General features: G+C 59.0%; 19 protein-coding genes and 1 tRNA gene. 6 read left to right on the forward strand and 14 right to left on the reverse strand.

Translation table 11 applies throughout. The features are described from left to right. Positions 1-231 precede the first annotated feature (231 nt). Together FJU08_RS16425 and FJU08_RS16430 are read right to left on the reverse strand one after the other, a co-directional pair. Positions 232-894, reverse strand: a complete 663-nt coding sequence (locus tag FJU08_RS16425) for an RraA family protein (protein ID WP_181409887.1) — start codon at positions 892-894, stop codon at positions 232-234. Beyond that, entirely contained in the window at positions 887-1,672 is a 786-nt protein-coding gene (locus FJU08_RS16430; protein WP_181409888.1) for a FadR/GntR family transcriptional regulator, read from the reverse strand. Before FJU08_RS16430 ends, FJU08_RS16425 begins: the two co-directional genes overlap by 8 nt. Before the next feature lie 127 nt (positions 1,673-1,799). Here FJU08_RS16430 and FJU08_RS16435 point away from each other — a divergent pair, with 127 nt between their 5' ends. From FJU08_RS16435 to FJU08_RS16455, 5 genes are all read left to right on the forward strand, one after another. Further along, entirely contained in the window at positions 1,800-2,777 is a 978-nt protein-coding gene (locus FJU08_RS16435) for a Bug family tripartite tricarboxylate transporter substrate binding protein (protein ID WP_141150108.1), read from the forward strand. 19 nt (positions 2,778-2,796) lie between these two features. Next, complete coding sequence (locus FJU08_RS16440) at positions 2,797-3,270, forward strand: tripartite tricarboxylate transporter TctB family protein (RefSeq protein WP_141150109.1); 474 nt, start codon at positions 2,797-2,799, stop codon at positions 3,268-3,270. Continuing rightward, positions 3,267-4,808 carry a tripartite tricarboxylate transporter permease gene (locus FJU08_RS16445; RefSeq protein WP_141150110.1) on the forward strand — a complete coding sequence of 514 codons (1,542 nt, stop codon included), beginning with the start codon at positions 3,267-3,269 and terminating at the stop codon, positions 4,806-4,808. Before FJU08_RS16440 ends, FJU08_RS16445 begins: the two co-directional genes overlap by 4 nt. 153 nt (positions 4,809-4,961) lie before the next feature. Beyond that, positions 4,962-5,780, forward strand: a complete 819-nt coding sequence (locus FJU08_RS16450) for an SDR family oxidoreductase (RefSeq protein WP_141150111.1) — start codon at positions 4,962-4,964, stop codon at positions 5,778-5,780. A gap of 105 nt (positions 5,781-5,885) precedes the next feature. Then, positions 5,886-7,478 carry a fucose isomerase gene (locus tag FJU08_RS16455; protein ID WP_141150112.1) on the forward strand — a complete coding sequence of 531 codons (1,593 nt, stop codon included), beginning with the start codon at positions 5,886-5,888 and terminating at the stop codon, positions 7,476-7,478. Between the two features lie 198 nt (positions 7,479-7,676). Here FJU08_RS16455 and mmsB read toward each other — a convergent pair whose 3' ends face one another. From mmsB to chvE (FJU08_RS16475), 4 genes are all read right to left on the reverse strand, one after another. Then, positions 7,677-8,870, reverse strand: a complete 1,194-nt coding sequence (gene mmsB, locus FJU08_RS16460) for a multiple monosaccharide ABC transporter permease (protein WP_141150139.1) — start codon at positions 8,868-8,870, stop codon at positions 7,677-7,679. A gap of 12 nt (positions 8,871-8,882) precedes the next feature. Further along, positions 8,883-10,403: a multiple monosaccharide ABC transporter ATP-binding protein gene (gene mmsA, locus FJU08_RS16465; RefSeq protein WP_141150113.1), complete on the reverse strand. Its 1,521-nt coding sequence runs from the start codon at positions 10,401-10,403 to the stop codon at positions 8,883-8,885. A gap of 79 nt (positions 10,404-10,482) precedes the next feature. Beyond that, positions 10,483-11,556, reverse strand: coding sequence for a multiple monosaccharide ABC transporter substrate-binding protein (gene chvE / locus FJU08_RS16470; RefSeq protein ID WP_141150114.1), 1,074 nt, complete (start codon positions 11,554-11,556; stop codon positions 10,483-10,485). Between the two features lie 503 nt (positions 11,557-12,059). Then, the gene (gene chvE / locus FJU08_RS16475) at positions 12,060-13,130 is read right to left on the reverse strand and encodes a multiple monosaccharide ABC transporter substrate-binding protein (RefSeq protein WP_181409889.1); all 1,071 of its coding nucleotides are present in this window, start codon (positions 13,128-13,130) and stop codon (positions 12,060-12,062) included. 449 nt (positions 13,131-13,579) lie between these two features. On the opposite strand from chvE (FJU08_RS16475), the gene FJU08_RS16480 reads away from it, so the two are divergent. Beyond that, positions 13,580-13,656 (forward strand) — tRNA-Arg (locus tag FJU08_RS16480). 290 nt (positions 13,657-13,946) lie between these two features. Here FJU08_RS16480 and FJU08_RS16485 read toward each other — a convergent pair. From FJU08_RS16485 to FJU08_RS16520, 8 genes are all read right to left on the reverse strand, one after another. Then, complete coding sequence (locus FJU08_RS16485) at positions 13,947-14,972, reverse strand: hypothetical protein (protein ID WP_141150115.1); 1,026 nt, start codon at positions 14,970-14,972, stop codon at positions 13,947-13,949. A 14-nt stretch (positions 14,973-14,986) separates the two neighbouring features. Beyond that, positions 14,987-16,606: a terminase large subunit gene (locus FJU08_RS16490; protein WP_141150141.1), complete on the reverse strand. Its 1,620-nt coding sequence runs from the start codon at positions 16,604-16,606 to the stop codon at positions 14,987-14,989. Next, positions 16,578-16,997, reverse strand: a complete 420-nt coding sequence (locus FJU08_RS16495) for a phage terminase small subunit P27 family (RefSeq protein ID WP_141150116.1) — start codon at positions 16,995-16,997, stop codon at positions 16,578-16,580. The genes FJU08_RS16490 and FJU08_RS16495 overlap by 29 nt, the downstream gene beginning before the upstream one ends. 3 nt (positions 16,998-17,000) lie before the next feature. Beyond that, the gene (locus FJU08_RS16500) at positions 17,001-17,309 is read right to left on the reverse strand and encodes a head-tail connector protein (RefSeq protein ID WP_141150117.1); all 309 of its coding nucleotides are present in this window, start codon (positions 17,307-17,309) and stop codon (positions 17,001-17,003) included. Next, positions 17,306-17,716 (reverse strand): hypothetical protein, encoded by a 411-nt coding sequence (locus tag FJU08_RS16505; RefSeq protein WP_141150118.1) that lies wholly within the window; start codon positions 17,714-17,716, stop codon positions 17,306-17,308. The genes FJU08_RS16500 and FJU08_RS16505 overlap by 4 nt, the downstream gene beginning before the upstream one ends. After that, positions 17,713-18,078, reverse strand: a complete 366-nt coding sequence (locus FJU08_RS16510; protein WP_141150119.1) for an HNH endonuclease signature motif containing protein — start codon at positions 18,076-18,078, stop codon at positions 17,713-17,715. The genes FJU08_RS16505 and FJU08_RS16510 overlap by 4 nt, the downstream gene beginning before the upstream one ends. Before the next feature lie 145 nt (positions 18,079-18,223). Further along, on the reverse strand, positions 18,224-18,604 hold the full coding sequence (locus FJU08_RS16515) for an SH3 domain-containing protein (RefSeq protein ID WP_141150120.1): 381 nt from the start codon (positions 18,602-18,604) through the stop codon (positions 18,224-18,226). A gap of 28 nt (positions 18,605-18,632) precedes the next feature. Then, positions 18,633-19,594: phage major capsid protein (locus FJU08_RS16520; RefSeq protein ID WP_141150121.1), on the reverse strand; the 962-nt coding region annotated here is incomplete at its 5' end.

The following is a 19,594-nucleotide window of genomic DNA, read 5'->3' on the forward strand; positions in this document are numbered from 1 at the left end:
GGGGTGGAATAGCCGCCCCCTCTGTCGTCATCCCCGTGCTTGGTCCACGGGGATCCAGGCTCTTCAGGGCATTGGATTATAAGGGGCTTTCGCCGCACGGACGCGCGTCGGCTGGATGCCTGTGGACCAAGCACAGGCATGACATCAGTAAAAGGGGCAAGGTTTGTCAGCAGTCTGAGCCGCGAACCCTGAGGTTCGCGGCTTTCACATGCCTCATTCAGGACGATGAGATCAGGCGACCGGCCAGACCTCTTGCAGCTTTTCGCCGGCCAGAATGCGGTCGCGCGCCTTTGCCTCTTCACGGCCAAGTTTGTCGGCCTGATCGGCGACCGCCTTGACTTCAGCCTTCGGGATCACAACCACGCCATCGACGTCGCCGAAGATCACATCGCCGGGATTGACTATCGCCTTGCCGATGGTCAGCGGCACCTGGCTTTCCTTCGGTTCCTTCTTGCCTGTAACGCCGATCGGGCTTGGCATGGTGCCGAACAGCGGATAGCCGAGCGCGCGGACCTGGGCGAGATCGCGCACCGTGCCATAGACGACCGTGGCGGCCAGACCGCGCGTCTTGGCGCCGGAACTCATCAGTTCCCCCGAGCAGGAGCCCGGCGCACAGGAAGCGTCGCATACCATCACCCCGCCCTTGGGCGCACGGTCGATGGCGTTGTGGTAGACATCCTGCGGCTCGCCCTTGCGGGTGGACGGCGCGAACAGAACCGTTACCGCCGGGCCGCAGATGACCTCGCCTGGCTTCAGCGCGCTCTGCAGCGAAATCCCTTCAAGGCAACCCCAGAGGCCAAGCGCCTCCATGCTGTCGTGAATATCGCCGGAATACCACTTCTTCAGGCGTTCGATTGCCTCCCAATCGGTGTCCGAATAATCAAAGTCAGCCATTTTCATCCTCTTTTCTGGCCTTTTTCTGGTTTGATTTCTCTATCGCCTGACGCAGATAATCGGCAGAATTGTCGATCTGCGCGCGCAGTCTCAGCTTGGAGCCCTGCTTGTCGCGCTTCATGATCAGGTCATAGATATCGGCGTGTTCCTGATACGCATCTTGCAGCGATTTGGTCGGAACACGGCTTGTAATGTGGATCACATTGTTGATGAGACCGGCGAGATTGTCGTAGATCAGCATCAGCATCTGGTTGCCGGTGGCGTGCACCAGCGCCAGATGAAAACGGGCATCGGCATCGACGAAACCGGCGAAATCCTCCGTGTCCCGCGCCGCCCGCATCGCCTCAAGCGCATCCTTCACATCGCCGGTCAGCGGTTCCTCGCGCTCGGTCAGCAGTTCAACCACTTCCGTCTCAAGCATCCGGCGCACGACCATCAGCTGCAAGAGATAATCAGGATCGGTGGAGAATCGCTGCTGGACCGTGACGGCCAGCGTATCAAGATAGCCGTCGACATCGTCACGCACCACTTCGGTGCGCTCGCCATGACGGCGCTGCACCAGCCCCTTGACCTCCAGCTCCTGAACCGCTTCACGCACCGCACGGGTTGAAACGCCAAATTCCTTGGCGATCGCGCTTTCAGAGCCCAGCCGGTCACCGACTTTCAGATCGCCGTTCAGGATCCGGCTTTCGAGGACAGACGACACGACGGAATGCAGCCGTCCACGCCGGCGCAGCGGAAATTCCGTCCCTTCCGTCATCTCAACGTCATTCGCCATAGCAGCCACCTCGGAGTTTCGATCTGTGTTGACAATACTTATGTCATGAGTCATAAGTCAAGTGTTAAGTCTTGCCGGGTTCGCGTGGAGGCGTCGTCCGGCAAGACAGCAAACGGGAGGTTAAGTGATGAAATCCACTATCAGGAACGTGATTCAGGCATCGGTCGCCGCAGCGACCCTTCTCGGGCTCGCGGGTGCTGCCCATGCGGAATGGCCGGATCGCGCCGTGACCATTATCGTTCCCTGGTCCGCCGGCGGCGGCACGGACGCCACCGCGCGCGCCGTTGCGGCCGATCTGCAGAAAAAATTCGGTGAGCCCTTCAATGTTGTGAACCGCACCGGCGGTGGCGGCCTTGTCGGCCATTCGGCGATCGCCAATGCAGCCCCTGACGGCTACACGATCGGCGTCATCACCATTGAAAGCACCATGTACAAGACGCAAGGCCTGCCCGGTGTTGCGCCTGAAGATTTCGACTATATCGGCCGCTACAATGCCGATGCGATCGGCATAAATGTCAAGGCCAGCTCCAGCTATGACACGGTTCAGACCCTGATTGACGACGTCAAAGCCAATCCCGGCACGGTGACGGCATCTGGCGCCAATCGTGGCGGTCTGTCGCATCTGGCCTGGGCCGGTCTGCTGAACACGCTCGGCATCGATCCCAATGCAAGCCCATGGGTTGCCTCTGATGGCTCGGCTCCGGCCCTGCAGCAACTGGCTGCCGGTGCGATCGATGTTGTCTCCACCTCACCCGCTGAAGCCCGTGCGCTTGTGGATGCCGGAGAAGCCAGGACACTGGCCCTGATTTCCAGTGAGGCCAATCCGTTGTTCCCCGACATTCCGACGACGGATTCGGTCTTCGGCATCAAGTTCTCGCCGCTGCCCTTCCGTGGTCTTGCCGGCCCCGATGGCCTGCCGCCGGAGGTGGTCGACAAGCTTTCAGCAGCACTTGAGGAAATCTGCGCCGATCCGGAATTCCAGAAATTCATGTCGTCCCAGGGCTTCTCCGTTGCCTATCAGGATGCGCCGACGTTCAAACAGACGGTAATGACCGACTACAATGATCTTGCGGCAACCATGAAAGTCCTGGGTCTGGCGAAGTAAGCCGGCAGGAGTAAGTCTCATGAAAATCAGCGACCGGATCACCGGGCCCGCTCTGTCGCTCTTCGGAGCGGTCGTGATTGTGGGGGCCATGCGGCTCCCCACGGTCCCGGGCGTGCGCTTCGGTGCGGATCTCATGCCGAGCCTGATCGGGATCGGTTTCATCTGCCTCGGCCTTGCCATCGCGCTGGGTGGTTTCCTGACCGAGAAGGGCAGAACCTTCCTCGACGTTTCTGAGTGGCATGTGCCGCTGCGCAATTATGCCGCTGCCATCTGGACGCTTGGCGGCCTGGTTATCGGTATTTTCCTGTTCCAGTCCGTCGGTTTCCCGCTCATCGGCATCATCTATATGGCCGGGCTGATGCTTCTGATGCGCGCTCGTATTCTGACAACGGTCATCGTTTCACCGGTTGTGGTTCTGATCCTCTATTACGGCTTCTCCAAGGGGCTGATGGTTCCGCTGCCCGCCGGCATTTTGGGAGGTATCCTTCCATGAGTCTTGACGTCATCGGCCAGGCGCTGGACATCGCGCTGCAGCCCAATGTTCTGATCGCCCTTGTTCTGGGCGCTGTCTACGGCCTCTTCATCGGCGCACTGCCGGGACTGACGGCCACCATGTCGACGGCACTGCTCGTGCCCGTCACCTTCTATATGGCCCCGGTTCCGGCCATCGCCCTGATCGTGTCATCAACCGCCATGGCCATTACCGCCGGTGACATTCCCGGTGCCTTGATGCGTGTTCCCGGAACGCCGGCTTCTGCGGCCTACACCGATGAAGCCTTCCGCATGACGCTGAAGGGCAAGGCCGGCAAGGTGTTGTCGCTCGGTTTCTTCTTCTCCGCCCTTGGCGGCCTGACAGGCGCGCTCGTGCTGCTTGTCACAGGACCATTGCTCGCCAAGATCTCGCTCAACTTTTCCAGTTTTGAGTTCTTCTGGCTTGCCGTTCTCGGGCTTTTGACCTGTGCTCTGGTCTCCGGCAATGATGCCGCGCGCGGCCTCACCTCACTGTTTTTCGGCCTACTGATTTCGACCGTCGGCCTTGATATCACAACCGGCGCGCCGCGCTTCACCTTCGGTAGCATGGATCTGATGGGCGGGATTTCCTACATCCCTGTCATGATCGGCATGTTTGCCTTTTCCGAGATCCTGCGCGGCTTCACCACCAATCAGCATGGCAATGGCGGCGAGATGCCGGCACTCGGCAAGATCGTCCCGTTCAAGGGCGTCCTTGGCCTGTTGAAGCAATACCCCTTCTCCTTCGTCCGTGGCGCTTCGCTTGGCACCGTGGTCGGCGCTTTACCCGGCATTGGCGGCGACCTTGCTGCCTGGATTGCCTATGGCATGAGCAAGCGGCTGTCGAAGACGCCGGAAAAATTTGGTACCGGCCACCCCGAAGGTCTGATCGAAGCGACATCTTCGAACAATGCGGGCCTGTCGAGCGCCTGGATCCCCGCCCTCGTCTTCGGCATTCCGGGTGACGCCGTCACCGCAATCGCCGTCGGCGTTCTGTTCATGAAGGGCGTCAATCCGGGGCCGCGTCTGTTTGTCGAGAACCCCTCGATGCCGACCGCGATCATACTGACCTTCTTCATCTCGAACCTGCTGCTTTTCCCGCTCGGCTTCGTGGCGATCAAGCTGGCCCGTCATGTTCTGGCCGTGCCGCGCAATGTCATTGTGCCGATCATCCTGATCTGCTGCTTCCTCGGCTCCTACGCCGTCAACAATTCACTGTTCGGCGTCTGGATCATGCTGGCAGCCGGTGTTGTAGGCTACATCATGGAACGCAACGGCTTCCCTATCGCACCTGTCATTCTCGGCCTCGTGCTCGGCCCCGTTCTGGAGCGCAACTTCATCATGTCGATGCAGATCGCCAACGGCAATCTGCTTGCCTTCTTCTACCGCCCGATCGCCTGCGCACTTGGCATCGCCATCATCGCGATCCTTGTCGCCACGGCCGTGCGGTCGATCCTCACCTATCGCCGTGCCGGAGAGCCGGTACCGGACAAGAAGGAACTGGCTGACGAAACACTTTGAACCGGTTTGTTCCGGCGGCATCTGACAAGACCTCCCCCCGACGCGCCGACGACAAGGAGCGCCATGCCGCCGGAACAGCCTTCCCACAATCAACTGCATGAACTGAGCGCCGGCCGCCCCATCCCCGCCCGGCGCCACATGAAAGGACGAACCATGGACAAGATGTTTTCTGTCGAGGGACGTGTCGCCGTTGTAACCGGCGGCCTCGGACAGCTCGGCACCCAGTTTTCGAAATCGCTGGCCTCTGCCGGCGCCAAGGTGGCGATCTACTCGCGCCGCCCCTTCACGAGCCAGCAGATTGCCGAGAAATTCCCCGGTCTTGAAGACAATATCCGCGTCTATGAAGCCTCGGTCACGGACAAGGCCGGCCTTGCCGCAGCCACAGATCAGGTGATCGCCGACTGGGGCGTACCGCATATTCTCGTCAACAATGCCGGTATCGATTCAAAACCCGACGGCTCCGCCGACCAGAATGCCCCCTTCGAAGTCTATCCGCAGAAATACTGGGACGAAATCATCGATACCAATCTCACCGGCGTCATGCTGACCAGCCAGGTCGTCGGCACCAAGATGGCCGAAGAGATGCGCGGCTCGATCATCAATGTCGGCTCCATGTATGGCATGGTGTCGCCCAATCAGGCGCTTTACGCCTACCGGCTGGAACGCGATGGCGTCCCCTTCATCAAGGCCGTCTCCTATGCCGCCTCGAAATCGGGCCTTTTGAACCTGACCCGCTATCTGGCGACCTATTGGGCACCGAAGAAGGTTCGCTGCAACATCGTCTCCTTTGGCGGCGTCAAGACTGGCTCCTATGACAAGGAATTCATCGATGCCTTTCTCGAGCGGGTTCCGCTTGGCCGACAGGCGGAAGTGGACGAATATAACGGCGTGATCCGCTTCCTGGCCTCGGATGCCTCGTCTTACATGACCGGCTCGAATGTCGTGGTCGATGGCGGCTTCACCGCCTGGTAACAGCCAGCCCCGCCGCCGGCCGATGCCGGCGGCAACCCCGATACCGGCCTTCCGGGGGGAGCCATGGAAGGCCTGCGGCAGACGCCGCCCTGATGGAGGATCAGAATGACCCGTATCGCTCTTGTGGTCAGTGGTGACCTGCGCGAAAGCGCCAATACCACGTGCTGGCCGGCACAAAAGGCCATGGAAGACAAACTCTCTGCCGTTCTCGCCGGCATGGGCCATGAATTGTGGCGCGCCCATCCGGTCAAGCCGGAAGGCCACGGCTTCATCGCCTCCCAGCGTGAAGGCATGGACGTGTTCAAGGGCATTGATCCGGACATGCCGCTGATTGTCGCCGAAGCGGTCTGGCAATATTCGCATCATGTTCTGCCAGGCCTTTCCAGCCACAAGGGACCGATCCTGACGCTTGCCAACTGGTCCGGCCAGTATCCTGGCCTTGTCGGCATGCTCAACCTCAACGGATCGCTGACCAAGGCCGGCATCGCCTATTCGACGCTTTGGAGCCGCGATTTTGACGATACCTTCTTCCTCTCCGGCCTGAAGACCTGGCTTGAAACCGGAACGCTTGCCCATGACCAGTCTCATGTAAAGGCCTATGATGACAGCAGCGCGCCTGACAGCGCCCGTGCCACGGCAAAGGCCATTGCCGATGAATGGCGCAGCGAAAAGCTGATCATGGGCATTTTCGACGAGGGCTGCATGGGCATGTATAATGCCATCATCCCCGACGAGCTTTTGATGCCGCTTGGCATCTTCAAGGAGCGTCTGTCGCAGTCGGCGCTCTATTATGCGGCAACGCAGGTTCCAGTGGCAGAAGGCCGCGCCGCCTTTCAGTGGATGGTTGATCGCGGCATGACATTCCATTTCGGCTTCGACCCGAAAACGGAGCTCACCGAAGATCAGGTGATCGATCAGTGCCGCATGTATGTGGCTGCCGTCCGGCTTGCCGATCAGTTCGGCTGCGCGGCTATCGGCATTCAGTATCAGCAGGGCCTGAAAGATCTCTGGCCGGCCTCCGACCTGATCGAAGGCATGCTGAACAATGCGGAGCGACCTCCCGTCACCCGTGCCGATGGCTCCGTCATCCGCGATGGCGAACCGGTCATCCATTTCAACGAGGTTGATGAATGCGCCGGTCTCGACGCCTTGATGATCAACCGCGTTCATGCTGCGCTCGGCCAGCCGGTGGAAACCACTCTGCACGATATCCGCTGGGGCGATGACGATCTTTCCGGCACCATTGATGAATTCGTCTGGGTGCTGGAGATCTCCGGCGCCGCGCCGCCCGCGCACCATCCCGGCGGCTGGGCCGGATCGGAAAGCTATCGCCAGCCGGCCATGTTCTTCCCTGCCGGCGGCGGCACGGTCAAAGGCTATGCGAAGGAAGGCGATATCGTCTGGAGCCGCGTCTTTGTCGAAGGCGGCAAGCTTCACATGGATATAGGCCGCGGCAAGGCGGTCACGCTGCCACCAGAAGAATGCGAACGCCGCTCGAAGGCAACAGACTACCCCTGGCCAATCATGAGCGCCACGCTTTCAGGGGTCACCCGCGACACCATGATGGGCCGTCACAAGGCCAATCATGTGCAGGTCGCCTATGCCAAAAGCGAGGCCGATGCTCAGCAGGTGATTGCTCTGCGCGCAGCCCTTGCCACCGAACTTGGCATCGCCGTCAATCTCTGCGGCATGATCTAACCTCTGCCAGGCCCAAAAATGCCCCGGCTCAGAACAACTGAGCCGGGTTTTTCATGGATCCATCAGGCAGAAAAGGAGCGGAGAAACCATTGAGGTTCCCCCGCCCAGGTCCGCCCACCCAAGGAGATTGTGGAGGCGATTGGTGTTGCCGAAGCGCCGGGCGCCTGCCCCTCCGCAAGCGCCGGGCCGCTCCGGCGATCAGGCCTTGTTCTTGTTGTAGACGTCGAAGAAGACGGCTGCGAGAAGAACCAGACCCTTGATGACCTGCTGGTAATCGATACCGATACCAAGGATCGACATGCCGTTGTTGAGGATACCCATGATGAAGGCACCGACAACCGCACCGACGATCTTGCCGACGCCGCCGGACATCGATGCGCCACCGATGAACACGGCCGCGATGACGTCCAGCTCGAAGCCGTTACCGGCACCGGGCGTCGCGATATTGAGGCGGGCGGCAAAGACCAGGCCAGCAAGACCGGCCAGCATGCCCATATTGACGAAGGTGAGGAAGGTCAGCCGGCGGGTATTGATACCCGAGAGCTGCGCAGCCTTCAGATTGCCGCCAATGGCATAGACGCGACGGCCAAACGTGGTCTTTTCAGTGATGAAGGCATAGATGACCGTCAGCACCGCCATGGTGATCAGCACGTTGGGCAGACCGCGGAACGAAGCCAGCTTCCAGGCAACAAAGATCAGGACAGCAGCAACAATCGCGTTCCGGGCGATAAAGAACGTGAAGGGCTCGTCTTCGACGCCATAGGCCTTGTTGCGCTGACGACCGCGCACCGCGAGCCAGACAATGGCAGCAGCAGCAATGACACCGGCTGCCAGTGCCGTCATGTTCGGACGACCAACGCCGAAGACATCTGGAATAAAGCCGGTCGACAGCAGCTGGAAGCCGCCCGGGAACGGGCCGACCGACTGGCCATCCAGCAGCCAGAGCGTCAGACCACGAAACACCAGCATGCCGGCCAGCGTCACGATAAAGGCCGGTATCTTCCAATAGGCGACCCAATAGCCCTGCCAGGCGCCGATCAGCATGCCGGCAAGAATACAGACAATAAAGGTCGGGATGACAGGCACGCCCCATTGCACCATCATCACGGCAGCCAGCGCCCCGATGAAACCAACGATTGAGCCGACCGAAAGGTCGATATGGCCCGCAACGATGATCATCAACATGCCAAGAGCCATGATGGTGACGTAGGAGTTCTGCAGGAACAGATTGGTAATGTTGACCGGGCGCAGAAGCACCCCGTTGGTCATGATCTGGAAGAAGGCGATGATGATAATCAGCGCCAGAAGGATGCCATAGTCGCGCATGCGCAGCGTCAGATACGACCGGATCGACGACTTCGCAACGCCTTCATTTTCAACGGGTGTATTCATCATCGTAACTTTCTATTTTCTGACGATGAAGGACATGATGCGCTCCTGGCTCGCTTCTTCAGCGGTCAGCTCAGCAACCAGTTCCCCCTCATTCATGACATAGATGCGATCGCACATGCCTAGCAGTTCCGGCATTTCCGACGAGATCATCACGATCCCCCGCTCCTCGGCCGCCAGCTGGTTCATCAGCGTGTAGATCTCGTATTTGGCGCCGACATCAATGCCGCGCGTCGGTTCATCGAGGATCAGAACATCGGGCTGGGTGAACAGCCATTTCGACAGCACAACCTTCTGCTGGTTGCCGCCGGAAAGGTTCATGACCTTCTGCGCCACACTGGGTGTGCGGATATTCATCGCCTGCCGGTAGTGTTCGGCGCGCTGGGCCTCCTCACCGGAATTGATCACCCCGTATTGCGACACGCCCTTGAGATTGGCGAGCGTGATATTCTTGGTGATCGGCTCTTCGAGAATGAGCCCGAGCGCCTTGCGGTCTTCGGTCACATAGGCGATGCCGGCGAACACGGCTTTGGGCACCGTCGAGGTATCGACGCGATTGCCGCCAAGATGGACTTCGCCGGAAATATTGCGTCCGTAGGAATGGCCGAAAAGGCTCATCGCAAGTTCGGTACGTCCCGAGCCCATCAACCCCGCAATGCCGACGATTTCACCGGCACGAACATTGAAGTTCACGCCCTTGATGACCTTGCGCTCGGCCTGATCCGGGTGCCAGACGGTCCAGTCCTTGACCTCCATCAGCATATTACCGATGTGACTTTCGCGTTCCGGGTAGCGGTTTTCCATATCGCGGCCGACCATCGCCTGGATGATGCTCGCTTCGGAAACATCTTCCTTGTGGCAATCGATTGTCGTCACCGTCGCACCGTCGCGAATGACGGTGATCTGATCGGCAACCTGTTCGACCTCGTTCAACTTATGGGAAATCAGGATCGAGGTGATGCCGTGCGACTTCAATTCCAGCAACAGGCTGAGAAGTTTTGCGCTATCACTCTCCGAAAGCGCCGCCGTCGGCTCGTCCAGGATCAGCAGGCGGACATCTTTGGAAAGCGCCTTGGCAATTTCCACGAGCTGCTGCTTGCCGACACCGATCTTCTCGACCAACGTCGCCGGCCTGTCATTCAGTCCGACCTTTTTCAGCAGGGCTTCGGTTTTCTGATAGACTTCAGGCCAGTCAATCACACCACCCCTGGCAACTTCATTGCCAAGAAAGATGTTTTCGGCGATCGAGAGCTGCGGGACAAGCGCCAGCTCCTGGTGAATGATGATGATTCCCTTCTTCTCGCTGTCAACGATCCGGCCGAAGCTCGCGACCTCACCGTCATAGACGATATCGCCGCCATAGGTTCCGTAAGGATAGACACCCGAGAGGACTTTCATCAAGGTGGATTTACCGGCGCCGTTTTCACCGACGAGAGCATGAATTTCACCCTCCTCGACGGTCAGATCAACATTTTTCAAAGCCATAACGCCGGGGAATGACTTCGTAATTGATCGCATTTCGAGCAATGTGGACATGGCACCCTCACTCGCAGTTGCGGAAGGCCGCCCGCCACGACAAACAGGTCGGGCGGCCCGCTCACTTCAGGCAGATCGATCAGTTTTCGATCTGATCCATCGTGTAGTAGCCACTGTCGTCGACCAGGATCTGCTTCCAGTTGTCCTTGGTGATTGCGACAGGCGCCAGCAGGTAAGAGGGAACAACCTTCACGCCGTTATTATAGGTCGTCGTGTCGTTGATTTCCGGCTGCTTGCCGTCCTGAATGGCCTGCACCATCTCGACGGTGACCTTGGCCAGCTGGCGGGTATCCTTGAAGATCGAGGAATACTGATCGCCGGCAATGATCGCCTTGACGTTGGGAATGTTGCAGTCCTGACCGGTGATGATCGGCATCTTCATGTCGCCGGAGCCATAGCCAATACTCTTGAGCGAAGAGATTGCCCCCATGGCAAGGTCGTCATTGGCGGCGTAGACGCCCTGGAGTTCCTTTTGCGTGTAAAACGCGGAAAGCAGGTTATCCATACGGGCCTGAGCGGCAGCGTTGGACCAGTTCAGCGTACCGATCTTGTCCATGGTCGTCTGACCGGAATTGACAACGATATCGCCCGAATCGATCAACGGTTGAATGACGGACATCGCACCGTTGAAGAAGAAGTAGGCATTGTTGTCATCCGGCGAACCACCGAAGAGTTCGACATTCCACGGATGAACATCGGGGAAGCGTTCCTTCAGCCCCTCGACCAGGCTTTCACCCTGAATGACACCGACCTTGTAGTTATCGAAGGTGGCGTAATAGTCGACATTCGGCGTATTGAGGATCAGACGGTCATAAGCGATGACCGGGATACCGGCGGCGCCGGCATTGGCCAGCGGGTTGGTCAGCGATCCGCCGTCAATGGCCGCGACCACAAGAACGTCAACGCCCTTGGTGATCATGTTTTCGACCTGGGACAGCTGCTGCGGAATCTGGTTATCCGCATATTGCAGGTCGGTCTTGTAGCCGGCGGCCTGGAACTGGTCGACCATGGACGCACCGTCCTTGTTCCAGCGGTCCAACCCCTTCGTCGGCATGGCAATACCGACATAGCCCTTGTCCGCGGCAAAAGCCGGAACAGCAAGAGAAGCAGCCACGATTGCCGTAGCCGCGAGCAAGGATGTAATGGTTTTCATGTCTCTCTCCCGTTTGAAATCAAAGACTTCAATCAGACTTTGTTTCAGTTGCCCGGACCGTCGCCACTCCTTCCACTGGAGATCGGCCAAACGGCTCCCGGACAGTCCTGCGCCTCATCTTCACTCCATTTCCCGTTTCAGAAGAAGCACCAGGACAGATCGGACGATACAGCGTGAGGAACGTGTGTCAATTCGTTTGCGCAACAAATCGATACTATTTTTCGCATTGCAAAATGAAACCTTAGACTAAAGTTTAAATGCACTGCGAAATCCCGCCGGAAATTCCCTAGAATTCTGTTTCTACGGAAATTGTACGGACTTTTATACTCAAGTTCACGTAAACGAAGGCAATATTTTCATATCACGGCAGTCGAAATCCGCCCCGCCACATGCGAATAATCAAAATCGCATGCGAGAATGATATTTTGCAGCGCCGCATTAAATCGCTTTAGATTCGGCAGATATGCCCGGCGCCAGGTGCACCGGGCATCACTTGTCAAAGATCAGTTCTTGATCTGATCAAGCGTATAATAGTGGCTCTGATCGACCAGAACCTGCTGCCAGTTTGAGGCATCAACAGAGACCGGCGCAAGCAGGTAGGAAGGCACAACCTTTACGCCATTGTCATAGGTGGTCGTGTCATTGATCTCAGGCTCACCACCCTCAAGCAACGCCTGAACCATCCCAACGGTCACCTTCGCCAGTTCGCGCGTATCCTTGAAGACCGTTGAATACTGGTCGCCGGCAATGATCGCCTTGATTGAGGGCAATTCCGCATCCTGACCAGTGATGATCGGCATCTTTTGGTCGCCGGAGCCATAGCCGAAGCCCTTCAGCGAGGAAATGATGCCAATTGACAGTCCGTCATAAGGCGACAGAACGCCGTTGATCGTCTTGTCGGTGTAGTTGGCAGACAGCAGGTTATCCATACGCGCCTGTGCCACAGAGCCATCCCAGCGCAGGGTACCGACCTGGTTCATGCCCATCTGACCCGAGACGATATCGACCTTGCCGGAATCAATCAGCGGCTGGAGGATCGACATGGCGCCATCGTAGAAGAAATAGGCGTTGTTGTCGTCCGGCGAACCACCGAAGAGTTCGACATTCCAGGTCTCGGCATCAGGGAAGCGTTCCTTCAGGCCATCAACGAGGCTGGTTGCCTGCAGCACACCAACCTTGAAATTATCAAAAGTTGCGTAGTAATCGACATTCGGGCTGTTGCGGATCAGGCGGTCATAGGCAACCACGGGAATGCCGGCCGCAGCAGCATTTTCCAGAGCATTGGAAAGGGTCGTGCCGTCAATCGAGGCAACAACCAGAGCGTTCACACCCTTGGTGATCATATTTTCAATCTGGGCGAGCTGATTGGGGATATTGTCTTCCGCATATTGCAGATCGGTATTGAAGCCCGCGTCCTGAAACTGCTTCACCATGGATTCCCCATCAGAAATCCAGCGCGAGGAAGATTTTGTCGGCATGGCAATGCCAACGGTTTCGCCGGCAGCAAAAACGGGTACGGCAAAGGATGCCGCAGCGACAGCCGCCACGGCCAGCGCCGAAATCATTCTTCTCATATCTCTCTCCCATGAGTCGCAACAAGTGCTGTTCAGACCTGCACCCGACAGAAATGCGCCTCACACCACAAAGATCAGGTGAAAGATCGCAGCTCACCAAAGCCTCCGGAACCGCGAATTCCCGATGCAGGACAGTGGCGAAACTGTGTCGAAATCAGGTTCAAGTCAAACGGATTAAACCGATATTGATATAGCAGTTTCGCTATATCCTTTATAAATCAAGCGTTCATATCGCCTAAAGCTTGCAACATTAGACGAACGGTCAAGAGAACAGAAACACGTCAGGGGCGTTACCTGAGAAAGACACGGACAAACTGCCAGACAAGCTTTTGCGTTGTTCGATGAACAGGCTTTTTGCGCCGAGCAGCATTTTCGCGGTTGAAGCCCGACCCAAGCTGAGATAAAGAGCACGAACAGTCCGGCTGGGTACGATCCCGCAAGCCGGACAGGCGCCCGTAGCTCAGCTGGATAGAGTGTTGGATTCCGATTCCAAAGGTCACAGGTTCGAATCCTGTCGGGCGCGCCAATAAAATCAATAACTTAGCTGAAAAACTCCAAAACTTCATGTTGCATGTTGTTGCGCACTGTTGCCGTTGATTTTCAAGGGTTTTCAGTGACTGTCGGCAAATAGACGCAACATGGATGCAACATGAAATAGCTCATTTGTACATGTTTCGTTCTCGTTAGCGGTCAGCATAGCCAGCAAAATTGTTGGCTACTTCATTTAGCCACCTGCGGCCCGTGAATGTTCCAATAGCCAGTGAATAAATCCATGTTGCGTCATGTTGCATCCTGCCACCCGAGACCAGCATCCGCTCAACTCGGTACGAGGCTGTCAAACCCTGAGATGGTGATAGAGCGCTCATTCGCCTTGGGATCGGACAAATATTCGGTCTTCTCTACCTGCTCTTGCTCCCATTTCCGCACCTCGTAATCCGCCTTGATACAGCGCTCGGAGCAGAAGCAGGAGTTCGTCTTCACCGGCGTGAAGGTGGTCCCGCAATGGCGGCAGGTGCGGCGCTCATGCGCCAGCGATTCGACAAGTTTCCGGTTCGAAGCCGTTCCCGCGCAAGACGCAGAGCAAAAGCGGCTTTGAAGCTTGCCCGGCTTGAACGACGTGCCGCACTCCTCGCAATTCATCAGCGCCGGGCGGAATTTGAAGCCTGCCGCCTTTCGCAGCTGGATTGACCGTTGCGCCGCGCATGCCGACGAACAGCATGTCGCGTCCTTATGGCCGGGCTTGAACACCTTGTCGCAGACAATGCAGGCTCTCGGTTCCTGCATGTCGCGCCAAATCAGCTTATAGGCATTCTGCATGATGTTCGACGTGCCGTCATGGGCGCGATTGCGCCGGTCGCAGGCGGCAAGAGCCATGCGCGCGCAATCGGCACAGCAGAAACGTTGCGCCACGGTGCGCTCGTCAGGATCGATTGGCCCATGGCACCAACCGCAGCGGTCGGGCGATTGCGTGAAGAAGCGCTGCCCCTCTTCCCATGAAGGCCGGGCATACCCCAGCCGCTTGAGGCCTTCCTCGACAAGAAGCGTTGCCTCACGGTCGGATGCTTCCCAACCATGCCCCTGCATGCAGAACGCCTGCCGAAGCGCCGTCCGGCACGGTGCCTCATATTCAAACTTCGACAGCCGCCATCCCGACAAGGCGGTCACCAGATACTCAACAATGGCTTTGCGCTGTTTCATATCGGTAAGACGCGGCGGAACGGCCTTGCGCTTGATCAGGCTCTTGCGACCACCGCGCACAATCCCGTGCCGGTAGGCCTTCCATTGGGTATCAATCCCAGCGCCGAGGATTGTCATGCTGATACTGAGCCGTCTTTTTCCCATGGTGCGAACCCCTCTCAAAAATATGCCATCTCTTCGGACCAGTCCTCGCTGTCGTAGACCGTGAGGCTGCTTTCCCCGGCCGCAGCCCGGCCAATCGCCATGGCGGCGGCAACTGCGCCGTCGATGCGGTCTTTGCTCTTGCTCTTGTGGAAAGCCTTGTTGCCCGCTGCGTCGGTGTGAACGGCGATGTTCTCGAAGTTCCATCTGAGGATCGGGTGACCGCCATGGATGAAGCGGCGGCCGAGGATGGCGCGTTCAAGTTCCTTGATCGCCGGTGCCATCGTCACCCAGCCCTGACGCATCTCGACGGCCGGGAAGCCGTCCTCCTGAAGGTTGTTCAGCATGTTGCGCGCCATATGCGGGTCAAAGGCGATCTCGCGGACATCAAAGCGGGCGCAGAGTTCGCGAATGTGATCCTCGACAACCCGGTAATCGATCACCTCGCCCGGCGTCGGGATGATATGGCCGTCATCGGCCCATTCGGGATAGGGAACACCGTCCCGGTCGGCGCGGCCGCGCAGATTGTCTTCGGGGCAGAAGAACCACGGAAAGACGATATAGCCGTCATCCTTGCGCCATGCCGCGACCACGGCCGTCAGGTCATTGACGGCAGAAAGATCGACGCCGATCCAGCACGGTTGATCTTCCATCTCGTCGGGATCAACGGGGAAATCTCCCTGATCATAGATCAGCATGTCAACGAAAGGATCGGCCGAGTGATCCAGCCAGACGTTCAGGTGAAGCTGGCGGAAGGCCTCACGCTCCCCCGGCCGTTCGCGCGCCTCACGGGCAAGCTGGCGCAGGCCCTCAATATCGGGAAAGCCATCGGCAAGGCCGGGATTGGCGCGGTACCAGACCGCCTCGTCGCGCCAGTCGGCATCGCGCGGTGTTTCGAACAGGATCGGCAATGTGCCGGGATCATCGATCTCGCCGCGCGCTACCTTGCGGGCATAGTCGTAGAAATCCGAGGCGACATTCTCACCACCGCGCCCGGCCGTCGAGATCACCATGAGCAACGAGCCGGATACCTTTGTCAGGCCGGTGCGCACCACGTCCCAGAGTTCGCGCTTCTTCCAGGCATGAAGCTCATCCACCAGCGCAAAGACTGGCGTGCGGCCGTGTTGCGTTCCGGCATCGGCCGAGATCGCTTCAAGGAAGGAACCGCTTCTAGGTGCTGTCAGCCGGTTCTTGCTGTCGGTGAGCTTCAGGCGGCTTTCGGCCTTCGGGATCGCCCGGACAATGCCGATTGCCTCGTCATAGGCAATGCGGGCCTGTTTTCGGTCGGACGCGGCAAAGATTGCCTCGCCGCCGGGAATGGCTTCGGGGCCGATGGTGTGCAGCAGGCCGAGCGCCGCGCCGAGCGAGGTCTTGCGATTGCCGCGCGGCAGCAGCATCGCGACATTGCGGACGACACGGCGGCCATTCTCGTCACAGGGGCCATAGATGCGGCGAACAATCCGTTCCTGCCATTGGGTAAGATCGAAGGCGCGCCCCGGAAGGCGTGACTTCGGGTGTCTGAGCATCCGCAGGAAAGTGACGGCGCGCTCACCATAGCCGAAGGGATCGGGGATCTCGGAACCGTCATAGATCCAGTGCGGGTAGCTGTCAGAAGCTGAAGAGACCGAACTGGTCATTCTCATCGTCCTTTTCCTGTTTCATGCCCGTGCGGGCGCGTGAGGCCGGTGTCAGGCCGAGTTCGGCCGAAAGCCGGACAATCACCGCCTGAGACTTGCCGAGCAGGCTACAGGCCGGGTTTTGCTTCAGGCTTCCGTCAGCACCGCGCACCACCGCGCCGAACTCATCAATTGCGGTCTGCGCCTGTCTTTCGTTCCACTTGGCGCGAATGAAGGTTTCGACCGTGCCGAGCATGGCCTCGTTGAGGATTTCCCGTTCGATCAGGTCCGACACAACGGTTTGCCACTCCGCGGCCATGGCTTCCGGCAGACTGGCGGGCATGACCGGCATGTCGGTGAGCGCATTGTCGAGTTCGCGGGGTTCAGCCTTCGGGCCGCGTGTCGTGCCCATGGGTCAGAAACTCCAGTTGCGGAATTCGTTGACGATCTCGCGGACACCGAAGGGGACATAGCGCGGGGTCTCACCGATCACGGTTGCCTCACGGTTCGCATACCAATGCGCCACCAGCATCAGAGCCGCCTGTTCCAGCGCGGGCGGCACATCGTCCTGCCCCTCGCCGCCATAGGTCACGTCAATGGCAAAGCCGAGCAGCCTTTCGAGGAGGTTCTGCGCAGCGGCGATCTGACCTGTCAGCAGGGCGTCATCATCATCGAATTCGACGGCGATATGGGCTTTCACCTGTTCAAGCGTCACAAGGGTCATGGGCGGGGTTCCTCGTCGGGATCGGCGACAACATTGGAGGCGAGCGCCAGAAGGAAGCGCATACGCTCACCTATCCCGTTGTCATTGGGAACACGGGCAACGGCCGTCACGCGGGCATTGAAGTAGCGAAGCGCCCGGCCGTTCTGACGCGGCAGGGAAATGCGAAAGTGAAGGATCCTGTTTGATCGAAGCGCTTCCCGCAAAAGCCCATGACCTTCCATGTCATCGGGCTGAAGCACTGCCGTCAGCCCGAACACGCCATCGGCAAAGCCGACCGCATCCAGTTCGCAGACCTGTTGCCATGTATCGGCAGCAAAGTCGGTGATCCGGCTGTCACGGCGTCTTTCGATGGCGCGGCGCTTGCCCCCCATGGCCAGCGTGGTGTTCATCGCCCGCAAAAGGTTCATCGGGCAAAGCTCCCTTTATGCTTTGCCCGCTCCTCAGCCTGCTTGGCACTGTTGTGGCAGTGACGGCAGAGCGGTTGCCAGTTGGCCCGGTCCCAGAACAGATCATCATTGCCCCGGTGCGGGCGGATATGATCGACCACCACGGCAGGCGCGCCGCAGCGGCGGCATTGCGGATGTTCTGAGAGGTAGGCCTTGCTCTCGCGCTGCCATTCCGCGTTATAGCCGCGCTTGCTGGCAGACGGCCGCTTGGCATCGAAGCGGGCCTTGCGGTCGCGGTTCATCGCGGCGACATAGCGGCACTGTTCCCCGCTGAAGTGGGTTTGTCCGCAATAGCCGCAGACGCGCGGTCCTTTCTTCGGCATGGTCAATCTCCGCAAAGCCGGTTGAAGAAGACGCGACCGTGTCACCTTGAACCCTGCAAGGCCGCCAAAGCCGCAAAGCGGTCGGGGGAAGGCAGGTGACTTTCCGGTGTTCGGCGGGTCGCAGCGCCGTCAAACAATCCCCCGATCAGCTAACCGGGCGCTCGCAAGCGTTGCCGGTGATCAGAACGGCCGAGACCGCAATCGACGTGCCGCCAGTCTTGGCAAGGGCAAGCCGCAGGTAACGGCCGTTGCCGCGATAGCCGACCTTGACGGTGATCGCTTCAGCCAGGCTTGCCGGGAAGCTGCCCTCCATGTCGGTGGCAGCAACGTCCGTGAATGCCGCGCCGTCGTCGCTCTCCTGAAGGCTGACAGCAAAGTCGCCATCCGCTTCAATCGCCCCGGTCGTTACTGCGATTGCAGCACTGCCGAAGCCGAGAAGATCCAGCACCGGGCCGACCGCCGCCGCAGTGAAGACGGCAGGGGCCAATGCCTGCAGGACGCCGATATTGTTCTTGAGATCACGCATGTTCGTTGTTCCTTTCCGTCTTCGGCGCTTACTTCGCGGCCATCTTCAGTTTCTTGAAGCGCGCCGGCTGAAGCACACGGCCACCGACACGGCGGGTCGCGTGAATGCGGGTCAGGCCCGTGGTGGCGAGCAGATAGGGATTGACCAGAACCGAAAGGCCGATCCGGTCGACAATGCGATAGGCCGAGAAGTCGCCATAGATGACCGGGCAGGCATCCTCTTCCATGTCCGGCATATCGACCATTTCGACCACCGGACGGCCGAGCAGCGTTTCCGGCTGGCCTGCCTGAAGCGAGGGCTGCCAGATGTAATCGCCCTGTGCGTTCTGAATGCTGCGCAGCCAGCCAAGCGTCGTGCCGTTCATCGCCCATGTGCCGCGATTGCGGTAGGTCGCTGGCAGCGAATAGAGAAGCGCAATCAGTGCGTCCCCGCTGATCCGGTCAATGGCACCATTGGCAATGGTCTTGATATCGGCGTTGGCCATGAAGCCTTCGGGCTGAAGCACACCATTGCCGTTGACGAAGGCCGCACCTTCCTTGACGCCAAAATCTTCTGACAGCGCCAGATTGACCTCGCGCTCTACCTGCCCGGCACTGTCTGCCAGCAACTGGTTCGAGATATCGACATAGGTCTTGAGTTCCTTGACCGGGATTTCCGCCTGACCGAAGCCGGGTTCCGATTCCGTCTGTTCCTGCGTCTCACCGCCCCATGTGGCATTGGTGATGCCGGTGCGCTTCGGATAGATCACCGAAGGCGCGCCGGTCGAAGACACGGTTGCGATGGAACGGACCGGCGAGAACTCATGAAGCTCGCGAATGAACTCGCCCGCCATCTCTGCCGGTGCCAGATAGCCACCGCCCGGATCAGACGAGACCGTCAGGGCTTTCCGCTCATCCGAAGGCAGGGCATCGCCACGGGAGAGATAGGCGGCAAAGGCCTTGCGCTCTTCGGTGATCTGATCGCCGCCAAAGCCCGCGCCGCCGTCCGGCC

Source organism: Martelella alba, from assembly GCF_006516955.1.
Lineage (GTDB): Bacteria > Pseudomonadota > Alphaproteobacteria > Rhizobiales > Rhizobiaceae > Martelella > Martelella alba.

Excerpts from the sequence above, each read along its gene's own strand:
- FJU08_RS16445 (WP_141150110.1), top strand. The coding sequence starts at position 3,267 with ATGAGTCTTGACGTCATCGGCCAGGCGCTGGACATCGCGCTGCAGCCC.
- FJU08_RS16515 (WP_141150120.1), bottom strand. The coding sequence starts at position 18,604 with ATGCGTGATCTCAAGAACAATATCGGCGTCCTGCAGGCATTGGCCCCT.
- FJU08_RS16455 (WP_141150112.1), top strand. The coding sequence starts at position 5,886 with ATGACCCGTATCGCTCTTGTGGTCAGTGGTGACCTGCGCGAAAGCGCC.
- FJU08_RS16495 (WP_141150116.1), bottom strand. The coding sequence starts at position 16,997 with ATGGGCACGACACGCGGCCCGAAGGCTGAACCCCGCGAACTCGACAAT.
- FJU08_RS16485 (WP_141150115.1), bottom strand. The coding sequence starts at position 14,972 with ATGGGAAAAAGACGGCTCAGTATCAGCATGACAATCCTCGGCGCTGGG.
- FJU08_RS16440 (WP_141150109.1), top strand. The coding sequence starts at position 2,797 with ATGAAAATCAGCGACCGGATCACCGGGCCCGCTCTGTCGCTCTTCGGA.
- FJU08_RS16430 (WP_181409888.1), bottom strand. The coding sequence starts at position 1,672 with ATGGCGAATGACGTTGAGATGACGGAAGGGACGGAATTTCCGCTGCGC.
- FJU08_RS16450 (WP_141150111.1), top strand. The coding sequence starts at position 4,962 with ATGGACAAGATGTTTTCTGTCGAGGGACGTGTCGCCGTTGTAACCGGC.
- mmsA (WP_141150113.1), bottom strand. The coding sequence starts at position 10,403 with ATGTCCACATTGCTCGAAATGCGATCAATTACGAAGTCATTCCCCGGC.
- chvE (WP_181409889.1), bottom strand. The coding sequence starts at position 13,130 with ATGAGAAGAATGATTTCGGCGCTGGCCGTGGCGGCTGTCGCTGCGGCA.
- FJU08_RS16435 (WP_141150108.1), top strand. The coding sequence starts at position 1,800 with ATGAAATCCACTATCAGGAACGTGATTCAGGCATCGGTCGCCGCAGCG.
- mmsB (WP_141150139.1), bottom strand. The coding sequence starts at position 8,870 with ATGAATACACCCGTTGAAAATGAAGGCGTTGCGAAGTCGTCGATCCGG.
- FJU08_RS16505 (WP_141150118.1), bottom strand. The coding sequence starts at position 17,716 with ATGAACCTTTTGCGGGCGATGAACACCACGCTGGCCATGGGGGGCAAG.
- FJU08_RS16490 (WP_141150141.1), bottom strand. The coding sequence starts at position 16,606 with ATGACCAGTTCGGTCTCTTCAGCTTCTGACAGCTACCCGCACTGGATC.
- chvE (WP_141150114.1), bottom strand. The coding sequence starts at position 11,556 with ATGAAAACCATTACATCCTTGCTCGCGGCTACGGCAATCGTGGCTGCT.
- FJU08_RS16510 (WP_141150119.1), bottom strand. The coding sequence starts at position 18,078 with ATGCCGAAGAAAGGACCGCGCGTCTGCGGCTATTGCGGACAAACCCAC.
- FJU08_RS16500 (WP_141150117.1), bottom strand. The coding sequence starts at position 17,309 with ATGACCCTTGTGACGCTTGAACAGGTGAAAGCCCATATCGCCGTCGAA.
- FJU08_RS16425 (WP_181409887.1), bottom strand. The coding sequence starts at position 894 with ATGGCTGACTTTGATTATTCGGACACCGATTGGGAGGCAATCGAACGC.